We start from the raw sequence: 25,339 nt of genomic DNA on the forward strand, positions 1-25,339 counted from the left end.
CTTGTATGGATAATAAACCCATAAATTAATTAATACTTTAACCAAGTTCGGGTAATGTGAGGCCCAAGCTTTGGCTGCAACCAAAGCCTTTTATACAGTAGTTCGATTGATTGAAGGCTCCTCTATTGAGAGACCGATAACAAGAAAGAACGCTGTATAAACTCCAAGCATTAAACTCGGATAGTCAACGGGGCCTCGAGCCCGAATCGCAAGGCAGAGTCAGCTTATTATGAATATACTCAATAATCAAAATGAAATTAACGTCGGTGTCGATACAGGTAAAACTCAACTCGATATTTACATCCGACCTTTAGATATATATTTCACCGTAGAAAACAATGACGGCGGCATTAAACACGCTATAAAAACACTAAAAAAGCACCCAATAACGCGTGTTACTATTGAAGCAACTGGGCGCCTTGAACACCCCTTTATTATGGCGTGTGCTCAAGCGAATATCCCTTTCGTTGTTGCTAATCCCGTTAATATTAAACGTTTCGCAGGCGCTATTGGCCAAAAAGCAAAAACAGATAAACTTGATGCGCAACTCATCGCTCATTTTGGTGAAGCAATAAAGCCACCACTCTCTTCTTTAAAGCCAGAGCAGATGCGCTTGATGAGTGATTTACTTTCTAGAAGAAGGCAGTTAATGGATATGCAAACGATGGAGAAAAATCGTTCACAGATAATGCCAAAAACAATATCATCACTAATAAAACCTATCCTAACGGCATTAAAAAATCAGATTGAAAAAGTAGATTTGAAACTACAAAAACTCATCAAAGAATGTGACGAATATAAGGTCAAGAATGACATTATTCAAAGTGTGCCTGGCGTTGGGAATGTTGTCGCATTTAACTTACTTAGTGACATGCCTGAGCTTGGGTGTGTAAACAATAAAGAGGCTGCATCACTGGTTGGTGTTGCACCATTTAATCGAGAAAGTGGTGCTTATCAGGGTAAACGGATGATACGAGGTGGACGGCCAAAAATTAGAACCGCAATGTATATGGCAATGATGTCAGCTATCCAATGTAACCCTAAATTTAAAGCTATTTATCATCGGCTAGTCGCGGCAGGGAAACCTAAAAAAGTGGCTATTATTGCCTGTATAAGAAAGCTTATAGTAATCATAAATTCTATGGTGAGGGATGGTGTCATGTGGGATCCTAAAATGGTTTGAAATTAGGAATTGACACCATAGTCACTTGTTAGGCATTTTTGATTTGTGAATTTAGGTACTCATCTTTTACTTTATTTATTAAAGCAATCCGATTGATTTCACTGTGAGTAAATAAAACTTGTACAAAAGACTCTTGAGCGGCATGTAAGTTACCAGTATCTTCAATTTTACCTTCAGATTTCAGTTTACTCTCTAGCTCATGAATTAATTTAACTAGCGCTTTGCCTCTAGAAGTCAAAGGTGCCAAAAACGAAGGTTGCATTTCTCGATCATACCAATCAATCATGCAATCTGAAAAATCAATATCTGCTATATTTTGGTGAACTAAAAATTTAAGGTAATCAAAAAGAAAGCTATGTTCCGAATGTCCAACTCCCATTCCAAATTCAGAGTTTTGGTTAACTAAGGTTTCTTCAGCAACTGTCGCAGCCACATCCATACCAAAATATAGTGAACGACAAATGTTTGTTAGACCAGAACAAAAAAGATTAAAGTATGAAACTGGAAAAGAGGCATTGTCACATTCATTTTTTATTAAAAAATCTAATAGCTCTTCATGTGACATTAAGTGTTGTTCTGAGGCTGCGAAACCTTCAAAAAGAGTGCTAGAGTCTGTTGTTTGTAGAATATTAGATTTGGGTATTTTAATCCCTTTAGGATCAGAAGCCTTGGCAGTCCTAATAGCCTGTCGAGCATCAACCCAATAACTTAAGTTCGCATCTGGGTTATGTATAATGATTAATACGGGTAAAGGATATCTTTCCCAATAAAATCTATGCTTTTCTTCCGGATAAAAGACCCAGTTATCTCCACTTTCTTTGAAAAAAGAAGGGCCTGACTTTATTTGCACAGCAACCATTTTCCCAGTAGCAAACCCCTCACTACTAACAAATTCAATTTGACCATCAATACCTACATCTGCAATAGAAGTTTCTCGCCAGATTTGACCTAACCTTGCAATAGCTTCAGCTACAGCATTCACACCAAACCTTTCTTGGGAGTTTGTTGGATTATATTTCGGCAGACTCATAGTTTCCTTAAATGCCTAACACCCGCTTAAGCGGACAAAAATTGTTGGTTATAATGTGCAGCGAAGCGGAACCTAACCAATTGTTTTTGTTCCGTTTAAAGCGCTTGTTATAAGCTAGACCGCGGAGGTAATCCACTCATTGCAGTCTTTAATATCATTTTTACCAAACAGCTTTACATTAATAGATGTGAACTCAGTAGAGATATTTTTAATAACACCACTTAAATTATCATTACTACAAATAGCCAACTTACCTGTATCCATAACTTTTGCAAACACTGAAATGGAGTCCCAATGTGCATAATGTGAATTTGAAATTATTATAATATTGGGTGTGAAGCCATAAACAGCGACACCTTGGCTCACTGTCTTCTTGAATTTATTTATGTCAGCACCAGATAATTTACATTTACTATCTAATACAATCTTATAAAGGTATGGACTTGCCGAGTGCTTAATCTGATGCATATGTACCTGAGCTTATAACAATTTTGTCTACGACATTTGTCGTTTTATAAACCGACAAATGTCCATATATTACAGTGCATTTATCTTAACCATCAAATAAACAACTGTAAACAATTAGTTAACTGGAAATTATTTTTAATCAATGCACAAATACACCGAAATGGTGGAGATCAGTAATATTGGACAAAACAACAAGCACTGTCTATATATACAGTTAACTTTTGCTAGAGATTCATATCATGAAATCACCTTTTTTAACTATGATAGCCGAACAAATGTATCTAAAGCGTTATGCTAAAAGTACTATTAAAGCGTATTTATACTGGATAGCTTCGTTTATTCGATTTAACTCTATGAGGCACCCAACAACGATGGGAGATAATGAGGTCGAACTTTTTTTAAATTACTTAGTCAATCAACAAAATGTTGCTCCTAACACTCAAACACAAGCCTTAAATGCGTTGAGCTTTTTATTTAAAGAAGTGATTAAAAAGCCACTTTCATTATCATTAAGTTTTATTAAGAGCAAACGAGCAACTAAACTACCGGTAGTTTTAACGCAGCAAGAAATAAATAATTTTTTTAAAGTGTGCTCTGCAAAGCATTATTTACCCTGTGGATTACTTTATGGCAGTGGTATGCGATTAATGGAGGTACTGCGTTTACGGGTACACGATATTGACTTTGACTATAACTGCATTCGAATTTGAGATGGCAAAGGAGGCAAAAATCGTGTTGTAACCCTTGCCGTAGAGCTCACACCGCAATTACGTTCTCAAATACAATTAGTTGATAGTTACCTGCAATTAGATCTGAAAAACCCCTTGTATAGCGGCGCTTACATGCCTCATTTATTACGTAAAAAATATCCAAACCACAATAGACAGCTGGGCTGGCAATATTTATTTTCATCACATAAATTAAGCATTGATCCTGAGAGTAAGCAATTAAGACGTCATCATATCGATGAAAAACAATTACAACGCGCTGTTAAAAAAGCCGCTTTTGATGCACATATTAACAAACATGTTACGCCACATACTTTACGCCACTCTTTCGCTACGCATTTACTGCAAAGCGGCGCTGATATACGTACAGTACAAACACAATTAGGTCACAGTGACGTGCGTACCACACAAATATATACCCATGTACTACAACAAGGTGCCAACGGGGTTATTAGCCCGTTTTCAAGATTATAAATATCTCAGTAACAAGGCAAAATTTGGGTTATATAGTTTATCTATATGAGAAGTTTTTAACGCAGTTAATTGGAACGCTAGAATGTTCTACGTTTTAATTCAGCGGGTATACTACCCATGTTTTACAACAAATTGCCAACGCCGTTATTAGCCTTTTTCAAGATTATAAACTCCCCGATTTAAAACAAAAAAGCACAGCCCAAAACAGCCATGCTTTTTTAATCAACCTTAATCAACCTCGGTTTACAAACGAATGCCGCCGTCTATTTCTACCACGCGACCGGTAAAAAAGTCGTTTTCGATTATGTATTGTGCAGTATGCGCAATTTCGTCGCTTTCCCCTAAGCGCCCTACTGGCGTTACCGCGAGCATACGTTGTTTGGCTTCTGGCTTCATGGCGTCGGTCATGGCGGTACTTATTACACCTGGTGCAATAGCGCCTACACGTATACCAAATCGACCAAGTTCTTTAGCCCATGTGGTGGTAAGTGCCACTACGCCTGCTTTTGATGCCGCGTAGTTTGTTTGGCCTATGTTACCTGCGCGCGCTACGCTCGACATATTAACTATAACGCCGCCTTTACCAGATTCAATCATGTGGCTTGCAGCTTCCCGCCCGGCTAAAAACACACCTGTTAGGTTTACATCAATCACTGATTGAAATTGCTCAAGAGACATTTTTTTAACGACTTTGCCGTCTTTAGCCTTTATAAACATGCCGTCGCGTAAAATACCGGCGTTGTTTATTAGCACACCAATGTGGCCAAAATCGCTGTTGATGGTATTAAATACGTTTTCTACTTCGCTCTCATTTGTTACGTTTGCGGCATAACCTTTAATATTGCTAGTTACACCTTCAAGCTGCGTTAATTGCTCGCATGCGTTGTTTAATAAGTCTTGCGCCATATCTATTAAAGCAATGTTGGCACCCATAAGTGCAAACTTTTGCGCCATTGCAAAGCCTAAACCTTGTGCGCCACCGGTTATTACTACCGTGTTATTTTTAATTTCCACGCGTTGCTCCTACTTAGAAAACAGTTTAAAAATGGCACTAAAGTCATCACTACCCGCACCTTGGTGCTGTAGCATAGTGTATAAATTTTTAGCCATTGAACCCATTGGGGTTGATGAATTACTTTGCTGCGCGGCTTCCATGGCAAGTCCTAGGTCTTTAGCCATTAAATCAACCATAAAGCCTGGTTTGTAATCGTTACTAGCCGGTGCGGTATCCATTACACCTGGGCAAGGATTGTAAAGCTCAAGCGTCCAGTTACGGCCAGAGCTTGCAGTCATAATGTCGCTAAGTACTTTAGGATCGAGGCCGTTATTTATACCCATTTGCAGTGCTTCGCTGGTGCCTGCCATTAAAATGCTAAGTAGCATGTTATTACATATTTTTGCTACTTGCCCTGCGCCAATATCGCCTGCATGAAATATGTTTTTACCCATATCACTAAGCACTGTATTTGCTTTATCGAACGCGGCTTTTTCGCCACCTACAATAAAGGTAAGAGTGCCAGCAGTTGCGCCTGCAACGCCGCCCGATACCGGTGCATCTACAAAGCTTATGCCTTGTTTACCAAGTGCGCTGCCTACAGTGCGTGCTGATTCTGCATCTATTGTTGAGCAATCAATTACTAATGTATTTTTGCTCAGCACGTTAATTAAACCGCTGTCGCCGTTATTACCCAAGTATAGGGATTTAACATGTTTGCCCGCAGGTAACATGCTAATAAGTACGTCAGCATTTGTTGCGCACTGCTTTGCATCAACTGCGGCTTTTGCGCCTTTGCTTGCAAGTTCATTTACGACCGACTGGTTTAAATCGAACACACTAACAGTATGTCCAGCTTTAATTAAGTTAGCCGCCATTGGGCCGCCCATATTGCCTAAGCCGATAAAACCGATATTGAGTTTAGTCATCGTCTTTCCTTTATTTGTGTATTGGCGTGTCTAAGCCATTAAGTGGGTGGTTTTCGCCAAAACGATTAACAAAAAAGCTGTCTATTATTGTTTGTGGTACATCACTTAATGTTTTGTATTGCCAATTAGGTGCGCCGTCTTTATCTATTAATAGCGCCCTTACACCTTCTTGAAACTCGCCTACTTCGCCAGCACGAACCGACATACCCAGCTCCATTTTAAAACACGCTAATAAGCTTTTGCCTTTACTTGTTTTTAATTGCTCACTAACGAGTGCGCAACTTAGTGGGCATCCGTGTTTAAGTGACTTTTGGGCGCGTTGTAGCCATTTATCGTCAGTAGCTAGCCCTAAAATATAATCAACTTGCTCCTGTAAGGTTGTAAATTCACCCAGCTTTTGAATCGTTTTTAAATTAGCTTTTATATTGCCTTTTGGCATACGCGCAGATTGGTTGTCTAAATCGGTTAATAACTTAGTTAAACGCTCATGATTTAAACTTGCGGTTTTGCCCCACTTTGCAGTTAAAATTTGCGTAAGCATGGAATCATATTTAGTGCTGTCGATAAAGTGATCGGCAAGTGATACAAAACGCGCGTCGTCGCAGTTAATTGATGCCGACGTTAACCCTAAAAATAGCCCCACGTTTTGTGGCATTTTATGTAAAAAGTAACTGCCGCCTACATCAGGGTATAAACCTATGGTTTGCTCTGGCATGGCAATGCGTGATGTTTCAGTTACAACGCGGTGGCTAGCACCGGCCATTAGCCCTAAACCGCCGCCCATCACTATGCCGTTACCCCAAACGAGGATAGGTTTATCAAAGGTATGAATAAGGTAATCAAGCTTGTACTCGAGCGTAAAAAACTCTTCAACTAAGCTTATTGGTTTACCTTGCGCCATTGCATAATGAAGGCTTACAACATCGCCGCCTGCACAAAATGCTTTATCGCCTGCGCCTTTTAACAGCACCATTGCAATAGCATCATCGTCTTGCCAAGCTCGCAGCTGCGGTTCAAGTAATTTGATCATCTCAAAATTAAGTGCATTTAAGGCTTTTGGCGCGCTGAGTGTAATAAGCCCAATTAAACTGCCATTTTCTGCGGCTGCAGTTTCAAATACCACGGGCTCATCGGCGTTATTTAATACTGTTAAAGCACTCATTAGCCGTTTACCCAATTAGCGCGGCGTTTTTCTAAAAAGGCATTTACGCCTTCTTGTTGATCTTCGGTATCAAACAAACCAACAAATAATTCACGTTCAAGAGGCAATACACTTGCCATGGGTTGATGACGCCCTTTTTGAATCAAAGTTTTACACGCAGCTACCGAGCTAGGGCTTTGATCGGCCACTTGGTTTGCAAGTTTTAATGCCGCTGCAAAGCTTTCACCGTGTGGTACTACTTCTTCTACTAAGCCAATTTGTAGGGCTTTATCGGCTTTTAAGCGCTCGCCGCATAAAATCATGCGTTTTGCCCAGCCTTCGCCTACAAGCCATGCTAAATTTTGTGTACCACCCGCACAGGGTAATAAGCCAACTTTAGCTTCAGGGAGCGCCATTTGTGCTTGCTCTTCCGCAATACGTATATCGCACGCTAGGGCAACTTCTAGCCCGCCGCCCATTGCATAGCCGTTTATGGCCGCAACCGACACGCCTCTAAAATTAGCAAGCGCTTCAAATGCTTCACCAAATACACGCGACATATCGGCGGCTACGCCTTTATCGCCACCAGCAAATACGTTTAGGTCGGCACCTGCGCTAAAAAACTTCTCGCCTTCACCAGTCAGTACTAATGCATAAATATTTTTATTGTTATTAAGCGCGTTAACGGTATTTTTTAAATCAATTAATGTGTCTTTTGTCCAGGTGTTTGCTGGCGGGTTAGACATAGTTAAAATAGCAACATGACCTTCGGTTGTAAGTTCAATACTCGGATTAGATTTAGATTCTGACATACATTGCTCCTTATAAAACGTCGCTTGCAGACTCAGCCAAAATACGGCGCGCTATAATCACACGCATAATTTCGTTAGTGCCCTCTAAAATTTGATGAACGCGTACATCACGTACATGGCGCTCAAGCGGGTATTCTTTTATGTAACCGTAACCACCATGAATTTGCAGTGCGTCGTTACACACAGTAAAGCCAACATCGGTAGCAAAGCGTTTAGCCATGGCGCAGTAAGTGGTTTTTTCAACGTCGTTATTATCAAGTTTAAATGCAGCAAGCCTTACCATTTGGCGCGCAGCTACAAGCTCGGTGTTCATATCGGCAATTTTAAATTGCAATGCTTGAAACGCAGCCAATGGTTTACCAAATTGTGTACGTTCTTTTAAATATTCACGGGCTGTATTAAGCGCCGCTTGCGCTGTACCAATTGAACATGTGGCAATGTTAATTCGGCCGCCATCAAGGCCTTGCATCGCAAATTTAAAGCCTTCGCCCTCTGCGCCTAACAAGTTATGCGCAGGGATGCGCACATCTTCAAAGCTAATTAGCCGTGTTGGTTGTGCGTTCCAACCCATTTTTTCTTCAGCTTTGCCGTATTCAACGCCTTTTGCGTCGGCAGGCACTACAAATGCCGAAATACCCGCAGCGCCTTCGCCGCCTGTACGTGCCATTACCACTAATACTTCGGTTTCGCCCGCGCCTGATATAAACATTTTTGAGCCATTAATAACGTACTCATCACCCTCAAGCACGGCTTTTGTTTTAAGTGATGCGGCATCTGAGCCCGAGCCTGGCTCTGTTAAACAGTAAGAGGCAAGTAGCTCGCCCATTACTAATTGCTCTACGTATTTGTCTTTTACGGCATCGGTACCAAAACTTGCTACCATCCAGGTGGCCATATTATGAATGGTCAACATGGCCGTTGTTGCGGTACAGCCCATAGCAAGTTGTTCAAAAATAATGCTCGAATCTAAACGAGATAAACCAAGGCCGCCTGCTTCCTCTGGCGTGTATAAACCACAAAAACCAAGCTCGCCCGCAGCTTTAATCGTGTCTTTAGGAAAGATATGTTCGCGATCCCATTTTGCGGCATGGGGCGCAAGTTCTGACTCGGCAAATTGGCGTGCAGTTTGAGCAAAGGCTTGTTGATCTTCAGATAAGTTAAAGTCCATGGTAGACCTCTTTAATTGTGTTAGTTGTGTTGTTAGTGTTTCCCGTCACAGGGATAGTTAGTGACGAGCGGCGAAGGCTTATGTGTGTGTTGTGTGTGAAGTAGCCTTCGCGCCCATCTTTCTTATTATTAGTTATTCGTTTTAATCATGATTACTTTAAGTTAATGCTCATGTTTGGACCCGACGCAATGTCGTCTTCAAACCAACGTGAGGTAATCGTTTTAGTTTCTGTGTAAAAACGAATACCTTGTTTACCGTACGTGTGTGTATCGCCGTAAAACGAGCCCTTCCAACCGGTGAACGAAAAGAACGGAAGAGGCACCGGAATTGGCACATTAATACCTACTTGGCCTACTTCAATTTCGTGTTGGAATTTACGAGCCACTGCGCCGCTTGACGTAAATAACGAGGTACCGTTACCGTAAGGGCTGTCGTTAATAAGGGCGATTGCCTCTTCAAGCGTGTCTACAAACATACACGCTAGTACTGGACCAAATATTTCTTCTTTGTATAAATCCATCTCTTTGGTTACATCGCTAAATAACGTCGGACCAACCCAGTTACCTTGCTCATACCCTTCAACCGTAAAGTCAGAGCCATCAATTAAACAGGTAGCGCCTTGCTCTTTACCACCAGCAATGAGTGATAAAATACGTGCCTTTGCTGCTTTTGATGTTTGTGGACCGTATGCCGCGTTTGCATCATCCCACACGCCTGGGCGTACATTTTCAAAGCCTGCTTTTATTTCATCTACCCACTGACTTGCTTGACCTACAAACACAGCAACCGAAATACCCATACAACGCTGGCCAGCAGCACCGACAGATGCGCCTACTAGGTTGTTTACAACGTGCGATTTACTTGCATCAGGCATAATAACCATGTGGTTTTTAGCGCCAACACAGGCTTGCACACGTTTAAGGTTTTGCGTGCCTTTAGAATAAATATAAGCACCTACACCACACGAGCCAACAAACGAAATAGCGCGTACTGCTTTATCTTCAAGTAAGCGGTCTACTTGTGGTTTTGTACCGTGAACAACTTGTAATACGCCTTTTGGTGCGCCGGCTTCAATAAATAGCTCTGCTAAGCGCATTGGTGTAAGTGGGTCTTGCTCTGACGGTTTTAAAATAAAGGTGTTACCACACACAATTGCCAGCGGGAACATCCAAAGGGGGATCATCGCAGGGAAGTTAAACGGGGTTACGCCCGCACATACGCCAAGTGGCTGCATGTAAGAATACGTATCGATTTTACGCGCTACGTTTTCCATTGTTTCACCCATCATTAATGATGGTGCGTTTGCTGCTTGTTCTACTACTTCAATACCGCGCCAAACATCGCCTTTTGCATCTTCAAATGTTTTACCCAATTCATGGCAAATAATGGTAGCAAGCTCATCATGATGTTCCTTTAATAGCGCCGCGTACTTCATCATAATGCGAGCACGTTCAGTAATAGGTACGTCTTTCCATGTTTTAAACGTCTCAGAAGCTGAGGCAATTGCCGCGTCCATTTCTGATTCTGTGGTACATGGCACTTGTGCAAGTACTTCTTGAGTTGCTGGGTTTATAACATCGATAAGCTCTTTTGATGCTGATTGAATAAATTCGCCATTAATAAGTAGTGGTACTTGGTGCATGATTAAATCCTAGTGTGTGAGTTGTGTGTTCTCTTTTAAAATTGGTAGCGCCGCTTTGTTAGTATTATTAGTGCAGCGCTTTTATAGTTATTCGTACAGCTTTCTTATAACTATTAAATACCTAGTTAATACGCTTCTACGGCCATAGCAACCGCTTCACCGCCACCAATACATAAAGACGCAATGCCTTTTTTAAGGCCTCGGTTTTTAAGGGCATGAATAAGCGTTACTAAAATACGCGCGCCGCTTGCACCAATTGGATGACCCAATGCACATGCACCGCCATTAACGTTTACTTTGCTTTCATCAAGTTTTAACTCGTTAATAGCCAGCATGGTTACCATGGCAAATGCTTCGTTAATTTCCCAAAGATCAACATCGTTTACAGCCCAACCTGCTTTTTCAAGCACGCTGTTCATAGCCCCTACTGGCGCTACTGTAAATTCACTTGGTTTTTGAGAATGCGTGCTGTGCGCCACAATTTTACAAAGCGGTGTTAAGCCCTGCTCTTTTGCTTTTGATTCGCTCATTAATATAAGCGCTGCGCCACCGTCTGAAATTGACGATGAATTAGCCGCTGTAATAGTGCCGTCTTTTTTAAAAGCTGCACGTAAGGTAGGGATTTTTTCTGGGCGGGCGTTACCTGGTTGCTCATCAATCGATACTGTTACATCGCCTTTGCGTGTTTGCATTGTATGGGGTGCAACTTCGTTATCAAAGCTACCATTTTGTATTGCTGCTTTTGCTTTACTTAATGAGCCTAATGCAAACGCATCCATTTGCTCGCGGCCAATGCCGTATTCGTCGGCGGTGTCTTGTGCAAAACAACCCATTGCTTTGTTGTCGTAAGCATCTTCAAGGCCATCGCTCATCATGTGATCTTTTATTTCGCCATGTCCCATGCGCATACCGCCACGCGCTTTTGGTATAAAGTACGGTGCATTTGTCATGCTCTCCATGCCACCAGCAATAGCAGATTGAATTGAGCCAGCTTTAATTAAATCGTTTGCAAGCATGGCCGCTTTTAAACCAGAGCCACATACTTTGTTAATTGTTGTAGCGCCAGTACTAAGTGCAAGGCCTGCTTTTAACATTGCTTGGCGTGCGGGTGCTTGTCCAAGGCCTGCTGGTAATACGCAGCCCATAATTACTTCGTCTATTGCATCATTAGCTAAACCAGTTTGTGCAAGTGCACTTGCAATGGCGGTTGCGCCAAGCTCGGTAGACTGCGCATCACTTAACGCTCCCATAAAACCACCCATTGGGGTGCGTTTTGCTGCTACAATTACCACTGATTCTAAAGTCATAACTAACTCCATTGTATTTATATGCAAATAGTTGTTAGTATATTTGCTCTATTAATTTAGTATTCATTTATTATTTAATACCCTTACACAATACTAACGTTTACGCCAACGTCAACTAAAAACAGCTTAATTTTTAGTTTTATAAGTGTAATGATTATTTTCCATCGGTTAGGCTACACTGATAAAATAAAAATAACCCATTGAATATTAATAATATAAATAAACACCTCACTTAAATATCCCTTTATAAATAGTTTCAAATCACACCATACTTTACCTTTACGTAAACTTCACTTATATTGGAGTTATTCGAATGAGGTAAATACAATTATGAAACCAGATAATCAAACAAACTTTGCAAGCTCAGCCAAAATGCCGGCCAGTAATGAACAAACATTTAGCATTAGCGAACTCGCTAAAGAATTTGACATTACAACCCGCTCTATTCGCTTTTACGAAGACCAAGGGTTAATAACGCCTGATCGTAATGGTCAAACCCGTATTTATTCAAAACGCGATAAAGTGCGTTTAAAACTAATATTACGTGGTAAGCGCCTTGGCTTTACATTGGCCGAAACCGGACGTTTGTTTGAACTGTACGACGCAGATAAATCAAGCGCTAAGCAGTTGGTTACTATGCTTGACCTTATATCAGAAAAAAAAGCAGACCTATCTCAACAAATGGACGACATTAAAGTTGTTCTTATGGAGTTGGTGACGGCCGAGCGCCGCTGTAGAGACACGCTTAATAAAATAGACGAGTAAGTTTATTTTTAAAATAAAAACACACTGACAACACACAGGAATGAATCATGAGCACTATTTCACTATATAAAGAAATGAACTTTGGCCTTGGCGAAACCGCCGATATGATCCGCGACCACGTAAACAGTTTTGCAAGTCAGGAGATTGCCCCGCTTGCTGAAAAAACGGACTTAGATAACGCTTTTCCAAATCAACTTTGGACTCAAATGGGCGAAATGGGCGTACTAGGTATGACCGTATCTGAAGAACTTGGTGGCGCCGGTTTAGGTTACTTAGAACATGTTATTGCTATGGAAGAAATAAGCCGTGCTAGTGCATCTATTGGCTTAAGCTATGGAGCACATTCAAACCTGTGTGTTAATCAAATTAACCGTAACGGGTCACAAGCTCAAAAAGAAAAATACTTACCTAAGCTTATTAGCGGCGAGCACATTGGTGCCCTTGCAATGAGCGAGCCTAATGCGGGCTCTGACGTTGTATCGATGAAACTCAAAGCCGAAAAAAAAGGCGATAAGTACATTTTAAACGGCAACAAAATGTGGATCACCAACGGCCCAGACGCGCACACATTAGTTATTTACGCTAAAACAGATTTAGATGCCGGCGCTAAAGGCATTACCGCGTTTATTGTTGAGAGCAACTTTCCTGGTTTTTCAACGGCGCAAAAGCTCGACAAACTAGGCATGCGCGGCTCAAACACCTGTGAGCTGGTATTTGAAAACTGCGAAGTGCCAGAGGAAAACATTTTAGGTAACTTAAACGAAGGCGTTAAAGTACTCATGAGTGGCCTTGATTACGAACGCGTAGTACTTGCAGCGGGCCCGCTTGGCATAATGCAAGCATGTATGGACATAGTGGTACCGTATATTCATGAGCGTAAACAGTTTGATACCCCTATTGGTCAATTTCAGTTAATTCAAGGCAAAATAGCCGACATGTATACACAAATGAATGCTGCGCGCTCATACGTATACACGGTAGCTAAAGCGTGTGACCGAGGCGAAACCACCCGTAAAGATGCCGCCGGTGCCATTTTATACGCCGCAGAGCTTGCAACTAAAATGGCGCTAGATGCAATTCAAATTTTAGGTGGCAATGGCTACATAAACGAATACGCAACGGGTCGTCTTCTTCGTGACGCTAAATTATACGAAATTGGTGCAGGTACATCCGAAATTCGTCGCATGCTTATTGGCCGCGAACTTTTCACAGAAAGCCGTTAAGGATTAAACCATGACTATTTTAAAATCGCGCGTTAATCCTCACGACCCAACGTTTGTGCAAAACCATAAAAATATGTCAGCGCTGGTGGATGATTTACGCAGTAAAGTAGCCACAATTAGCCAAGGCGGAGGCGCTGCATTAAAAGAGCGCCACGAAGGCCGTGGTAAATTATTTGTACGCGACCGCATAAATACATTAATTGACGAAGGCTCACCGTTTTTAGAAATTTCGCAATTTGCTGCCTTTGGTGTGTACGAACAAGCAATACCTTGTGCAGGCGTTGTAGCCGGTATTGGCCGTGTTAAAGGCGTTGAATGCATGATTATTTCAAACGATGCCACGGTTAAAGGCGGTACATATTTTCCGCTTACCGTTAAAAAGCATTTACGCGCACAAGATATCGCCGAGCGCTGCCACTTACCGTGTATTTATTTGGTGGATTCGGGCGGTGCAAATCTGCCAGAGCAAGATGATGTATTTCCAGATAAGTTGCATTTTGGTCGTATTTTTTACAATCAAGCCCGTATGTCGGGTAAAGGCATTCCACAAATTGCTGTAGTAATGGGCTTATGTACCGCAGGTGGTGCGTACGTACCTGCAATGGCCGATGAAAGTATTATTGTAAAAGATCAAGGCACTATATTTTTAGCAGGTCCGCCCCTTGTAAAAGCAGCAACCGGCGAAGAAGTAACAGCCGAAGAGTTAGGCGGCGCCGATGTGCACTGTAAAATTTCGGGTGTTGCCGATCACTACGCTGAAAACGATGCTCATGCGCTGTCTATTGCGCGCCAATGTATTGAGCGTATTAATTATACACGCCCTACGGCCCCTCTTCTAGAGGATATAAAGCCACCACGTTACGATATTAACGAGCTTTACGGCATTGTAGGTACCGACCTTAAAAAGCCATTTGATGTACGCGAAGTAATAGCGCGCACAGTGGACGATTCCTCATTTGATGAATTTAAACGTTACTTTGGTGAAACGCTGGTAACAGGTTTTGCCAGTATTTACGGTAACCCTGTAGGCATAGTAGCTAATAACGGTATTTTATTTAGTGAGTCGGCGCAAAAAGGCGCGCACTTTATTCAGCTGTGTGCTCAGCGCAATATTCCTTTGGTGTTTTTACAAAATATTACCGGCTTTATGGTAGGTAAAAAATATGAAGCCGAAGGCATTGCTAAGCACGGCGCTAAAATGGTGATGGCTGTTTCGTGTGCTGATGTGCCTAAATTCACTGTACTTATTGGCGGCTCTTACGGCGCAGGTAACTACGGTATGTGTGGCCGCGCATTTGAACCAACCATGATGTGGATGTGGCCTAATGCTCGTATTTCGGTAATGGGCGGCGAGCAAGCTGCGGGTGTAATGGCGCAAGTTAAACAAGATGGTTTAGCACGTAAAGGCCAATGCATGAGCGAGCCAGAAATCAGTGATTTTAAAAAGCCAATTATTGATCAATACGAAGAGCAAGGTCATCCGTATTACGCCAGCGCACGCTTGTGGGATGACGGCATTATAGACCCTGCTGACACGCGTAATGTATTAGGTCTTGCGTTAACAGCTGCGAATAACGCACCAAAACGTGATTCGAAATTTGGCGTATTTAGAATGTAACCGGAGCGCAAAATGTCAGTAACACTACAAATTACAAAATCTAATGTGGCTGTACTTGTGTTAAGTCGCCCAGAAAAAAGAAACGCATTTAACAGCGAAGTAATACATGAGCTGATCCAGTGTATTGAACATGCAAATACGCTTGAAATTCGTGCTTTGGTTTTAAAAACAGAGGGTAAACACTTTTCAGCTGGCGCCGATTTAGCCTGGATGAAGTCGATGGCTGATAACAATTACACCGATAACCTAGCTGATTCAATGCAATTAGCTAAATTAATGCAGGTATTGGCAAGCTCCCCGCATCCTACAATTTGTGCTGTGCAAGGTGCCGCTTTTGGTGGTGCTCTGGGCTTAATAGCCTGTTGCGACATAGCCCTTAGTAAAGACGATGCACAATTTTGTTTAAGTGAAGTAAAACTGGGTCTTATTCCGGCGGTTATTAGTCCATACGTTATTAAAGCTATTGGTGAGCGCGCTGCTCGCAGGTACTTTTTAACGGCTGAAGTGTTTGATGCACATACTGCTAAGCAACTTGGCTTAATTCATCAAGTAACCGGTAATTTAGACTGTGCGCTCGATAATATGCTGCAAACACTGATTGATAACGGACCTGTTGCAGTAAAAGCCGCAAAAGCATTAATTAACGATGTAGCAAATAAACCAATAACCGATGAACTCATTGAGCTTACCGCAGAGCATATTGCAAAAGTTCGCGTATCTGAAGAAGGTCAAGAAGGGCTAAGTGCTTTTTTTGATAAACGCCCACCCGCTTGGCAACTGTAGGATTGATTATGAACACACAACGATTACAAAAAATACTGATTGCCAATCGTGGAGAAATTGCGTGCCGTGTAATGCGCAGCGCAAAACAAATGGGCTTAACCACGGTCGCGGTTTATTCTGATGCAGACAAACATGCCCAGCACGTAAAAATGGCCGATGAGGCTTACCATATTGGTGCCGCACCAAGTAAAGATTCGTATTTAGTAGCAGACAAAATTTTACAAGTTGCCAAAGACTGCGGCGCTGACTGTATTCACCCAGGCTATGGTTTTTTATCTGAGAACAGCGAATTTGCTAAAGCCTGCGAAGCTAATAACATTGCTTTTATAGGGCCACCAGCAAGTAGCATTGAAGCAATGGGGTCTAAAACCCGCGCTAAAGAAATAATGGCAGCTGCTAATGTACCGTTAGTGCCTGGTTATTACGGTGATAAGCAAGACCCTGCTTTTTTACAAAGTGAAGCTGAAAAAATTGGCTACCCTGTACTCATTAAAGCGGCCTTTGGTGGCGGTGGTAAAGGCATGCGTGTGGTTGAAAAAGCACAAGACTTTATGAGCGCACTACAAGGTGCGCAACGTGAAGCGATTGCCGGTTTTGGTAACGATTTAGTATTACTTGAGCGCTACGTTAACCAGCCTCGCCATGTAGAAGTGCAAGTATTTGCAGATAACCATGGCAACTGTGTTTATTTAGGCGATCGTGATTGTTCTTTGCAACGTCGTCATCAAAAAGTAATTGAAGAAGCCCCTGCTCCGGGTTTATCTGACGAACTACGCAAAGAAATGGGCGAAGCGGCTGTACGTTGTGCACTGGCTATAAATTATAGAGGCGCAGGTACGGTTGAGTTTTTACTGTGTGGCGATGAATTTTTCTTTATGGAAATGAATACGCGCCTTCAAGTAGAACACCCTGTGACCGAAATGGTAACGGGTGTAGATTTAGTCAATTGGCAAATTAATATTGCGGGTGGGCAAACATTGCCGCTGACACAAAGTGATATTCAATTGCAGGGTCATAGCTTTGAAGCGCGAATATACGCAGAAGATCCAGCTAACGACTTTATCCCGTGTTCGGGCACTATTGAAGCACTACACACACCGCTTAACAGTGAATTTGTACGCATTGATACAGGCATTGCACAAGGCGACGAAATCAGCCCGTTTTACGACCCGATGATTGCAAAACTTATTGTGCACGACGACAATCGCGAACAAGCACTGAGCCGTTTACAACACGCTCTTGAGCAATTTCATTTAGCAGGTTTTAGCACTAACATTGGCTTTTTACATAATTTAGCAAGCCACCCTACGTTTAAACAAGGTGCGCCAAGCACACACTTTATTGCTGAGCAAGGTGATTCGTTAGTTGCGGTTGATAAATCGTTATTGCAAGCAAGTCAGCTTATTGGTGCTTTTGCGTATTTAGAATCGCTAACTAGCACCCAAAATGCGCAAAACAGTGCAAGCCCGTGGCAACAACTAACTGGTTTTAGACTCAATGCTCCGCAAGCAATTAAGATCCCTTTTGCCGATTTGCAGCTAAGCGCTATAAAAACAGCAGCGGGTTATAGTATTACGCATAACGAGCACGTTTTTAATCTACAAGGCACATTAAATAGTGGTCTTTGCAGTGTATTTATTAACGGTGAAAAACATAGCGCGCACGTAACTACGGTAGGTAATAATACTGTTGGCAATAGTGTGACAGTGATGAATAAAGCACTGCAAACTAAGCTTGAACTAGTTGATAAACATTATATTAGTTCGCACGAAAGTGAAGCACTGCCACTTGCCGCGCCGCTTAATGGCACAGTAGTTAAGCACTTAATCGATATTGGTAGCACAATTACCAAAGGCGATGCGGTTGTTATTATCGAAGCCATGAAAATGGAATACACGCTTAACGCACCACATGACGGCATTTTAAAAAGCTACTGTTTTGGTGAAGGCGAATTAGTAACGCATGGAGCCTTACTTGCTATTGTCGAAGATACAACTGAGGAAGGTGCATAATGAGTGCCTTTCCAAATAAAGTACGTATTGTTGAAGTTGGCGCGCGAGACGGCCTACAAAACGAAAAGACAGTAAGCACAGCCGATAAAGTAGCGCTTATTAACGCCCTAAGTGCTGCAGGTTTAAAAGATATTGAAGCGGGCGCGTTTGTCTCCCCTAAGTGGGTGCCGCAAATGGCAGACTCAGCGGATGTAATATCAGCCCTTGATTTACCCAATGTAAATTTAAGCGCCCTTACACCTAACTTAAAAGGTGCACAAGCAGCGCACGCTGTTGGCATTAAAGAATTTGCTATATTTACAGCTGCGAGTGAGTCGTTTTGTCAAAAAAATATCAACTGCTCAATAGACGAAAGTATTGAACGCTTTAGTGAAGTAATAGCGTTTGCTAAAGCGAATAATATTCGTGTACGTGGTTATGTAAGCTGTGTACTCGGTTGCCCATACGAGGGGGAGATTGACCCGCAAGTAGTACTTAAGGTATCGCAAAAGCTATTAGATTTAGGCTGTTACGAAGTAAGCCTTGGCGATACCATAGGTGTTGGCACCGCTAAAAAAGTAACGCAATTAATCGAGTTACTTTTAACGCACATTGATAAAGCCAAGTTGGCCGTGCATTTTCATGATACATACGGCCAAGCGCTCACAAATATTTACGCAGCTTTAAGCCTAGGTATTGCAACGGTTGACGCGGCAGTCGCGGGCCTTGGTGGCTGTCCTTATGCTAAGGGGGCGTCAGGAAATGTTGCCACCGAAGATGTAGTTTACTTACTGCAAGGGCTTGGCATTGAACACTCAATTGATTTACAAAGGTTAAGTGACGCTGGCTGGGAAATAACCAAAGCACTTGGTAAGCAACCTGTGAGCAAAGTATCTGTGGCACTGCACACAAAATAACCTGAGCTCTGGATAATAAATCTATCTCGAGCAGCTATTTTCAGCACTAACTGCGTTGAATTTACTTGCAATAGGCCAGCTATTGACGCGTAAATTCGCCTTGTTTTCACTGAAAATCTCTGGCTAGAGAAAATAAATTTAAATATCACCCTGATTCATATGTTAGTAAATCTATTAACCAGAGTTCAGGTTAAATAGCTATCTTATGAAATGATGATTAAAGATAGTTAACAACAAATAGCACACAATGAGGAGAGACTCATGGCCGGTTTTGATAAGGTAGTTTCTAGTTACGAAGCTGCAATGGAAGGATTAAAAGACGGCGATACCATTATCGCCGGTGGTTTTGGTTTATGTGGTATTCCTGAGGGCTTAATTAAACAAATTAAGCACATGCAAACAAAAAACTTAACCGTAGTATCTAATAACTGTGGTGTTGATGACTTTGGTTTAGGTATTTTATTACAAGACAAACAAATTAAAAAAGTAGTTGCCTCATACGTTGGCGAAAACGCCCTATTCGAGCAGCAGTTATTAAGTGGCGAAATTGATGTAGAGCTTACGCCTCAAGGTACATTAGCTGAAAAAATGCGTGCTGGTGGCGCGGGTATACCTGCGTTTTACACCGCTACCGGTTACGGCACTCCAGTTGCTGAAGGCAAAGACGTAAAAGAATTTAATGGTCGCCCATACATTTTAGAAGAGTCTATAACAGGTGAATTTGCTATTGTTAAAGCGTGGAAAGCCGACCGCTTTGGTAATTTAGTGTTTAGACACACCGCCATGAACTTTAATCCAATGGCGGCAACAGCTGGTAAAATTACCGTTGCCGAAGTAGAAGAAATTGTAGAGCCGGGCGAGCTTGAACCAAGCCAAATTCATACCCCGGGTATTTTTGTAAATCGCGTTATTAAAGGCAGCTTTGAAAAACGCATTGAACGTGTAACAACACGAGATTAAGCAGGAGCAAAATTATGGCATTATCACGTGAACAAGTTGCAATGCGCGTTGCACAAGAACTTCAAGATGGTTACTACGTAAATTTGGGCATAGGAATTCCGACACTCGTCGCAAACTATGTACCAGATGATATTGAAGTTATGTTACAGTCCGAAAATGGCCTTTTAGGCATGGGCCCGTACCCGACTAAAGCAGAGCTAGACGCCGATATGATTAACGCGGGTAAAGAAACCGTGACAGCAGCCACTGGTGCAGCCATATTTAATAGTGCAGATAGTTTTGCCATGATACGGGGTGGTCATGTAGACTTAACCGTTCTGGGTGCATTTGAAGTTGACCAAAATGGCAACATCGCATCGTGGATGATCCCTAAAAAGCTGATTAAAGGCATGGGTGGCGCGATGGATTTAGTCGCTGGCGCGAAAAACATTATTGTTACTATGACCCATGCAAGTAAGCATGGTGACTCTAAACTATTAGAAGCCTGCTCTTTACCGCTTACTGGCGTTAATTGCGTTAAAAAAATAGTGACAGATTTAGCCGTATTAGAAGTTAAAGACGGCGCATTTCATCTATTAGAACGTGCTCCGGGCGTATCTGTTGATGAAATCATTAGTAAAACAGCAGGTAAATTACTTGTTGACGGTGAAGTTCCAGAAATGGTTTTTTAGGCTTTAGCTTAAAATAACGCTTTACCCTGTACCGACCTCATTCCCAGTGCCAATGGCGCTGAGTTACCCAAAATCCCTCTTACGAGGGATTTTTTTTATCTTTTGTCATTATTTTTACCGTCATTCATACATCTGTAGTAAATTTTATCTATAATACAAATATAAACTAAATGTAAGCGCTTAGATTCTTTGCACTATTTTGTGGATAGCCTGCACCCTTTTTGTGAACTAGCGTTAATTTTATTTTTAACCTATTGATATTTAAACATTAAATAGTTGGTTCAAATTTTGCCTAAGTAAGGCGTCTCAATAAATTAAATAATTCTGGAAAACATGCAAACTCCTATTCGTGGCCTTCGCTCTTTTTGCTTTGCCGCAAGAAGCCTAAGTTTTAAGCATGCAGCTAATGAGCTGTACTTAACGCCGTCTGCGGTAAGCCATCAAATAAAACAACTTGAAGAACAACTTGGTATTGAACTTTTTCAACGTAAAACGCGTTCAATTAGCTTAACCACAGCGGGTAAAAACTTTTTTGATGCTGTGTCTCCTATCATCACAATGTTAGAGGGCACCATTAACGAGTTTAGTCAGATGCAGCAAAATACAAATTTGACAATTACGTTGCCTGAGTTTTTTGCCAGCGAGCTACTCATGCCTAAATTAAGTGAGTGGACGTCAGAACATCCTAATATAAACCTGCAAATGGACACGCTTAAAACACGCAAAGAGTTAACGCGTCATAGCGATTTATCTATTGTATTGTCCTCTGGTAAACCTACAGAAGGATTAGCAACAGAGTTGTTTAACCTTGAATATATTCCTGCATGTAATAAAAAATTGCTCGATCAATGGAGGGACGATCATCGTCAAGCGCTTAACCAAGTTCCGCTGATCCTCCACAAAGCTCGCCCTTGGGCATGGCACCAGTGGGCCGAAAAAGCGGGGATTGATGACTTTTCTCCTTCGCAGATTATTCAAATAGATAGCATGTTTGGTGTAGCGCGTGCAGCGCAGCAAGGCATGGGCATTGCGCTTATTCCACTGCCTATTAGTCAAAGCTGGTTAGATGAGCAATGGCTTTATAAATTATTCGAGCAGCCTTTAACAACTAAAGATAAATACTATTTAGTACAGCACGAATCAAGCACGCCTAATCACCCGCTTGATTTATTTGCGAAGTGGGTTGTAAATACGTTTAGAAAAATCCAAGAATAATCCCCTATTAGACGAGTTGAGTAATACAACCTACTCTGTGTTGTATTACTGAACTCGTCTAAACCTCCCTGCAAATTTGAATAATATTTTTTATTTAAATACATAAGCTTAACGCCGAGCATTAGACTAAAGTCTATAGTTTAATTTTTTTCACTCATTGGTTTCATTTTTATCGTTTGTCGAAAATAAAGTTAAATATTAAAGTTACTTCATCAGCTCAAAACAACTTAGTTAATTTGTTTTTTAAGAGCAATAAATGCAACCTTTAGAGTTCTAGTAACTCAAACGTAGCAGTGAAAAGAATCTTATATTGTGTGTGTAAGATGTTGTCAGTGTGAAAAAGCGGTTCAAGTTAGGTGGTGACTTGGCTTGAACTGTTTTTATTTTTGGCGCAAACCACATGGTATGCAATACAAAGCTAGCAAAGCGTAGTAAACAGAATCTTTATATTGTGTGTGAAGATGTTGTCAGTGTGAAAAAGCAGTTCAAGTTAGGTGGTGACTTGGCTTGAACTGTTTTTATTTTTGGCGCAAACCACATGATATGCAATACAAAGCTACCAAAGCGTAGTAAACAGAATCTTTATATTGTGTGTGAAGATGTTGTCAGTGTGAAAAGCGGTTCAAGTTAGGTGGTGACTTGGCTTGAACTGTTTTTATTCTTGGCTCAAACCACATGATATGCATTACAAGGCTACTAAAGCGTAGCAAACAGAATCTTTATATTGTGTGTGAAGATGTTGTCAGTGTGAAAAGCGGTTCAAGTTAGGTGGTGACTTGGCTTGGACTGTTTTTATTATTAAGCACATACATAATATAGCTATATACAGATTAATACATTTTAAAAAGCCCCGTAAGTTATAACTTACGGGGCTTTTTTAGTTAATTTTTTATTTGATACTCTTTTTTTAATTTACTTATTTGCACTTTATGTGAAATCAAGAAGGTATTAAATTTCTTGATTATGTCAGGGTAGTCAATCGACGATAATAAAAAGGCTTGTAAATCTGTCGGCAATTCGTTTTGAAAATAAACGGGTCGGGTTAATTTGAAATATTTAACAATATTATAGTTTAATACATCGTTAGATATGTAAATACACTCCACTCGCTCTTTTAAAAGCATCTCTATTAATTCCATTACGTTAGCTGTTTCAATTAGCTCAACGTTTTCGTTATTCATTAAAGGTTTAAAGCTTTGAGACGTAAACCCTCTCACCGTTGCAAAACTAACGCATTCATCAATAGTGATATTTTTATTTAAACTCGCAATACCCGTTTTAGTCACAACGGTTGGCTGCGAATAAATAATTTCATTTAAATCACCAAAGGAAGCTTTATAACTTGGTTTCCATTGAGAGTTATCAGGATATTTAAAATCAACATGATGGTGATCAATGAATTCTTTATAGAGACGATTAATTGGTAGCGTGTAAAACACAAATTCAAAATCGTGCTGCTGTGCAAATAATGTGAGCAACTCTTCACTGAAGCCATAATAATCTGCACCATTTGTTCCACTACCATCAAAGTAGGTAGATACTCTATATTCTCTACGCCGACGACATAGTGGGTTGCCGACTTAGCATCGGTAATAAAAATTAATAAAGCTAAAGGCAAATACATTAACTGCGTCGTTATTTTTATAAATTGATTCATTTACAACCTAAGTAATATTATTGATGTGTAGCTCAACGCTTTAATTTTAACAAATTTGCAAAGAATATGATAAATCTATTTTATTTTATGTAAAAAAAAGCCTGATTAAAATCAGGCTTTACAAAGTAAAAGGTTTAGCTTTTATCTCTTGGTACAAAATCGAGTACTGTTGCGTTTATACAGTAGCGGTCTGTGCCTCTAGGGCCTTCTCCTGGGAATAAATGACCAAGATGAATACCTGTACTTTTAGAACGTAGCTCAATACGTGTTATTCCCCAGCTGCTATCGTCGTGCTGTGTTACGTTGTTTTTTACAGGATGAGTAAACGACAACCAACCAGTACCTGAGTTAAACCTATCGCTTGTATCAAATAGTGGCTCGCCACTTAATTTATCAACAAAAGTGCCGTCTGGTGTATTTTTAAACTCTTTGTACTCTTTACAGTAAGGTCTATCTGTTCGTGCATCAAATGCAACTTTATAAGCATCACTGTTGCCTAATTTAAAAGCGCCTAATGCTTTATAAAACTCTTCAGGCGTTGCGTAACCTTGACGGCCATATACCTCAATACCATTTTCTAAAAACAAAATGGTCGGTGTTGCCCACGTGGCTGACTTAATAGTTAAATCATCAAGTTTGTCAGCATGGCGAAACGACATTGGTATTGTCCCTTTGTAATCATTTGCGACTGTTTTTTTAAACTTTTCACAGTATGGGCAGTATTCACGTGAATCAAGTACCACTATTTGCTTTCCTGATAATAAAGCCGTGTTATCTACTTTTTCTACAGGTGTTTTATTAAAAACAACACCGGTAGAGTGATCGGGACAATAGCCATTAGGGTTCTTTTCTAAATAATTTTGATGATACTCTTCTGCCGATACAAAACCTTGAAGCGGTTTAATAACTGTTTCAATTTTGCCATAGCTCGCATCAGTTAAAAGCTGCTGATATTGCGATTTAACTTGCTCAGCTACTTTAGCTTGCGCATCAGTGGTCGTTAATACAATTGAGCGGTATTGCGTACCAATGTCGTTACCTTGGCGATTTTTTTGTGTAGGGTCGTGACTTTCAAAATAGTTTTTTAAGAGATCTTCTGCTGAAATTATATTGCTGTTATACATAACTTGTACAACTTCAGCATAATTGTTCTCGTCAAAACGACGAGACTGATCAGTAATGTTTCTGTAGGTAGCTTTAAAGCCATTGCCGTCAGCGTACCCCGATTCAGCATCAATAACGCCATTAAGCGCTTCGTAGCGTTTTTCGGCTCCCCAAAAACAACCCGATCCAAGTACAATGGTTTCTACATGCATGGTGGCTTCTACATTACTGTGCTCAACCTTTTCCATAGATAAAGCAAAGCTGCCTGCGCTAAATATAATAGCAGCGCCTGATAAATATAATAAATGCTGGTGTTTCATAAAGTACCTCTTAAACAAGTGCGTGCTAACTAAGACCTCCTTATCCTAATTTTCATTTCAACCTAATTACTTATTTAGTACGAAGCGTATTAAGTTTTGGTCTTCAATAAGTTAAATACGATTAATTGAATATAAAACTACTCTTAAAGTAAGTTGGGCAATAAACATAACCACTTAGTCGCAATGGTGTAAATAAATTAATAAAACTGTGTTACGTTTAAATTATGTTGTACAAATAG

General features: G+C 40.9%; 21 protein-coding genes and 1 pseudogene. 11 read left to right on the plus strand and 11 right to left on the minus strand.

Going from position 1 to position 25,339, the window contains the following annotated elements; translation table 11 throughout:
* Positions 1–229: 229 nt before the first annotated feature.
* Positions 230–1,183: an IS110 family transposase gene (locus tag H5092_RS06350; protein WP_182733155.1), complete on the plus strand. Its 954-nt coding sequence runs from the start codon at positions 230–232 to the stop codon at positions 1,181–1,183.
* 28 nt (positions 1,184–1,211) lie between these two features.
* Here the strand turns inward: H5092_RS06350 and H5092_RS06355 are convergent, their stop codons facing one another.
* The gene (locus H5092_RS06355) at positions 1,212–2,213 is read right to left on the minus strand and encodes a DUF4365 domain-containing protein (RefSeq protein WP_182733156.1); all 1,002 of its coding nucleotides are present in this window, start codon (positions 2,211–2,213) and stop codon (positions 1,212–1,214) included.
* Between the two features lie 114 nt (positions 2,214–2,327).
* Positions 2,328–2,681, minus strand: a complete 354-nt coding sequence (locus tag H5092_RS06360) for a hypothetical protein (RefSeq protein ID WP_024607715.1) — start codon at positions 2,679–2,681, stop codon at positions 2,328–2,330.
* A 239-nt stretch (positions 2,682–2,920) separates the two neighbouring features.
* On the opposite strand from H5092_RS06360, the pseudogene H5092_RS06365 reads away from it, so the two are divergent.
* Positions 2,921–3,883: pseudogene (locus tag H5092_RS06365) on the plus strand (integron integrase).
* Positions 3,884–4,126: 243 nt separating this feature from the next.
* Here the strand turns inward: H5092_RS06365 and H5092_RS06370 are convergent.
* The 7 genes from H5092_RS06370 to H5092_RS06400 all read right to left on the minus strand — a co-directional run bounded on the left by H5092_RS06370 (position 4,127) and on the right by H5092_RS06400 (position 11,876).
* On the minus strand, positions 4,127–4,897 hold the full coding sequence (locus H5092_RS06370) for an SDR family oxidoreductase (RefSeq protein ID WP_149592399.1): 771 nt from the start codon (positions 4,895–4,897) through the stop codon (positions 4,127–4,129).
* A 9-nt stretch (positions 4,898–4,906) separates the two neighbouring features.
* On the minus strand, positions 4,907–5,806 hold the full coding sequence (gene mmsB / locus H5092_RS06375) for a 3-hydroxyisobutyrate dehydrogenase (RefSeq protein ID WP_182733157.1): 900 nt from the start codon (positions 5,804–5,806) through the stop codon (positions 4,907–4,909).
* Positions 5,807–5,816: 10 nt separating this feature from the next.
* The gene (locus tag H5092_RS06380; protein WP_182733158.1) at positions 5,817–6,968 is read right to left on the minus strand and encodes an enoyl-CoA hydratase/isomerase family protein; all 1,152 of its coding nucleotides are present in this window, start codon (positions 6,966–6,968) and stop codon (positions 5,817–5,819) included.
* A complete protein-coding gene (locus H5092_RS06385; RefSeq protein ID WP_182733159.1) occupies positions 6,968–7,759 on the minus strand; it encodes an enoyl-CoA hydratase in 792 nt (263 codons plus the stop codon). Before H5092_RS06385 ends, H5092_RS06380 begins: the two co-directional genes overlap by 1 nt.
* A gap of 10 nt (positions 7,760–7,769) precedes the next feature.
* Entirely contained in the window at positions 7,770–8,927 is a 1,158-nt protein-coding gene (locus H5092_RS06390; RefSeq protein ID WP_002961869.1) for an acyl-CoA dehydrogenase family protein, read from the minus strand.
* A gap of 151 nt (positions 8,928–9,078) precedes the next feature.
* Positions 9,079–10,569 (minus strand): CoA-acylating methylmalonate-semialdehyde dehydrogenase, encoded by a 1,491-nt coding sequence (locus H5092_RS06395; protein WP_182733160.1) that lies wholly within the window; start codon positions 10,567–10,569, stop codon positions 9,079–9,081.
* A 125-nt stretch (positions 10,570–10,694) separates the two neighbouring features.
* Positions 10,695–11,876 (minus strand): acetyl-CoA C-acyltransferase, encoded by a 1,182-nt coding sequence (locus H5092_RS06400; RefSeq protein WP_008135263.1) that lies wholly within the window; start codon positions 11,874–11,876, stop codon positions 10,695–10,697.
* 330 nt (positions 11,877–12,206) lie between these two features.
* On the opposite strand from H5092_RS06400, the gene H5092_RS06405 reads away from it, so the two are divergent.
* The 9 genes from H5092_RS06405 to H5092_RS06445 all read left to right on the plus strand — a co-directional run bounded on the left by H5092_RS06405 (position 12,207) and on the right by H5092_RS06445 (position 22,019).
* Positions 12,207–12,641, plus strand: coding sequence for a MerR family DNA-binding transcriptional regulator (locus H5092_RS06405; RefSeq protein ID WP_165723432.1), 435 nt, complete (start codon positions 12,207–12,209; stop codon positions 12,639–12,641).
* A 47-nt stretch (positions 12,642–12,688) separates the two neighbouring features.
* Positions 12,689–13,864: an isovaleryl-CoA dehydrogenase gene (locus tag H5092_RS06410; RefSeq protein WP_182733161.1), complete on the plus strand. Its 1,176-nt coding sequence runs from the start codon at positions 12,689–12,691 to the stop codon at positions 13,862–13,864.
* 10 nt (positions 13,865–13,874) lie between these two features.
* Complete coding sequence (locus tag H5092_RS06415) at positions 13,875–15,482, plus strand: carboxyl transferase domain-containing protein (protein WP_182733162.1); 1,608 nt, start codon at positions 13,875–13,877, stop codon at positions 15,480–15,482.
* Positions 15,483–15,494: 12 nt separating this feature from the next.
* Positions 15,495–16,265 (plus strand): enoyl-CoA hydratase/isomerase family protein, encoded by a 771-nt coding sequence (locus tag H5092_RS06420; protein WP_182733163.1) that lies wholly within the window; start codon positions 15,495–15,497, stop codon positions 16,263–16,265.
* A gap of 8 nt (positions 16,266–16,273) precedes the next feature.
* Positions 16,274–18,277: an acetyl/propionyl/methylcrotonyl-CoA carboxylase subunit alpha gene (locus H5092_RS06425; protein ID WP_182724324.1), complete on the plus strand. Its 2,004-nt coding sequence runs from the start codon at positions 16,274–16,276 to the stop codon at positions 18,275–18,277.
* Complete coding sequence (locus tag H5092_RS06430) at positions 18,277–19,173, plus strand: hydroxymethylglutaryl-CoA lyase (RefSeq protein WP_182720862.1); 897 nt, start codon at positions 18,277–18,279, stop codon at positions 19,171–19,173. The genes H5092_RS06425 and H5092_RS06430 overlap by 1 nt, the downstream gene beginning before the upstream one ends.
* Positions 19,174–19,434: 261 nt before the next feature.
* Positions 19,435–20,133, plus strand: coding sequence for a CoA transferase subunit A (locus H5092_RS06435; protein ID WP_008135270.1), 699 nt, complete (start codon positions 19,435–19,437; stop codon positions 20,131–20,133).
* Positions 20,134–20,147: 14 nt separating this feature from the next.
* Positions 20,148–20,804, plus strand: coding sequence for a CoA transferase subunit B (locus H5092_RS06440; protein ID WP_039489749.1), 657 nt, complete (start codon positions 20,148–20,150; stop codon positions 20,802–20,804).
* A gap of 333 nt (positions 20,805–21,137) precedes the next feature.
* Positions 21,138–22,019, plus strand: a complete 882-nt coding sequence (locus H5092_RS06445; RefSeq protein WP_024590165.1) for a LysR family transcriptional regulator — start codon at positions 21,138–21,140, stop codon at positions 22,017–22,019.
* An 881-nt stretch (positions 22,020–22,900) separates the two neighbouring features.
* On the opposite strand, the gene H5092_RS06450 is transcribed toward H5092_RS06445, so the two are convergent.
* A complete protein-coding gene (locus H5092_RS06450; RefSeq protein WP_259398371.1) occupies positions 22,901–23,497 on the minus strand; it encodes an amino acid ABC transporter substrate-binding protein in 597 nt (198 codons plus the stop codon).
* 313 nt (positions 23,498–23,810) lie between these two features.
* A complete protein-coding gene (msrA, locus tag H5092_RS06455) occupies positions 23,811–25,100 on the minus strand; it encodes a peptide-methionine (S)-S-oxide reductase MsrA (RefSeq protein WP_182733164.1) in 1,290 nt (429 codons plus the stop codon).
* Positions 25,101–25,339 lie beyond the last annotated feature (239 nt).

Origin of the sequence: Pseudoalteromonas sp. SR41-7 (assembly GCF_014163935.1) — a bacterium.
Lineage (GTDB): Bacteria > Pseudomonadota > Gammaproteobacteria > Enterobacterales > Alteromonadaceae > Pseudoalteromonas > Pseudoalteromonas distincta.

Coding starts and splice junctions, on each gene's coding strand:
- msrA (WP_182733164.1), bottom strand. CDS start 25,100: ATGAAACACCAGCATTTATTATATTTATCAGGCGCTGCTATTATATTT.
- mmsB (WP_182733157.1), bottom strand. CDS start 5,806: ATGACTAAACTCAATATCGGTTTTATCGGCTTAGGCAATATGGGCGGC.
- H5092_RS06440 (WP_039489749.1), top strand. CDS start 20,148: ATGGCATTATCACGTGAACAAGTTGCAATGCGCGTTGCACAAGAACTT.
- H5092_RS06380 (WP_182733158.1), bottom strand. CDS start 6,968: ATGAGTGCTTTAACAGTATTAAATAACGCCGATGAGCCCGTGGTATTT.
- H5092_RS06360 (WP_024607715.1), bottom strand. CDS start 2,681: ATGCATCAGATTAAGCACTCGGCAAGTCCATACCTTTATAAGATTGTA.
- H5092_RS06420 (WP_182733163.1), top strand. CDS start 15,495: ATGTCAGTAACACTACAAATTACAAAATCTAATGTGGCTGTACTTGTG.
- H5092_RS06445 (WP_024590165.1), top strand. CDS start 21,138: ATGCAAACTCCTATTCGTGGCCTTCGCTCTTTTTGCTTTGCCGCAAGA.
- H5092_RS06385 (WP_182733159.1), bottom strand. CDS start 7,759: ATGTCAGAATCTAAATCTAATCCGAGTATTGAACTTACAACCGAAGGT.
- H5092_RS06410 (WP_182733161.1), top strand. CDS start 12,689: ATGAGCACTATTTCACTATATAAAGAAATGAACTTTGGCCTTGGCGAA.
- H5092_RS06350 (WP_182733155.1), top strand. CDS start 230: ATGAATATACTCAATAATCAAAATGAAATTAACGTCGGTGTCGATACA.
- H5092_RS06415 (WP_182733162.1), top strand. CDS start 13,875: ATGACTATTTTAAAATCGCGCGTTAATCCTCACGACCCAACGTTTGTG.
- H5092_RS06435 (WP_008135270.1), top strand. CDS start 19,435: ATGGCCGGTTTTGATAAGGTAGTTTCTAGTTACGAAGCTGCAATGGAA.
- H5092_RS06390 (WP_002961869.1), bottom strand. CDS start 8,927: ATGGACTTTAACTTATCTGAAGATCAACAAGCCTTTGCTCAAACTGCA.
- H5092_RS06355 (WP_182733156.1), bottom strand. CDS start 2,213: ATGAGTCTGCCGAAATATAATCCAACAAACTCCCAAGAAAGGTTTGGT.
- H5092_RS06405 (WP_165723432.1), top strand. CDS start 12,207: ATGAAACCAGATAATCAAACAAACTTTGCAAGCTCAGCCAAAATGCCG.
- H5092_RS06430 (WP_182720862.1), top strand. CDS start 18,277: ATGAGTGCCTTTCCAAATAAAGTACGTATTGTTGAAGTTGGCGCGCGA.
- H5092_RS06395 (WP_182733160.1), bottom strand. CDS start 10,569: ATGCACCAAGTACCACTACTTATTAATGGCGAATTTATTCAATCAGCA.
- H5092_RS06425 (WP_182724324.1), top strand. CDS start 16,274: ATGAACACACAACGATTACAAAAAATACTGATTGCCAATCGTGGAGAA.
- H5092_RS06400 (WP_008135263.1), bottom strand. CDS start 11,876: ATGACTTTAGAATCAGTGGTAATTGTAGCAGCAAAACGCACCCCAATG.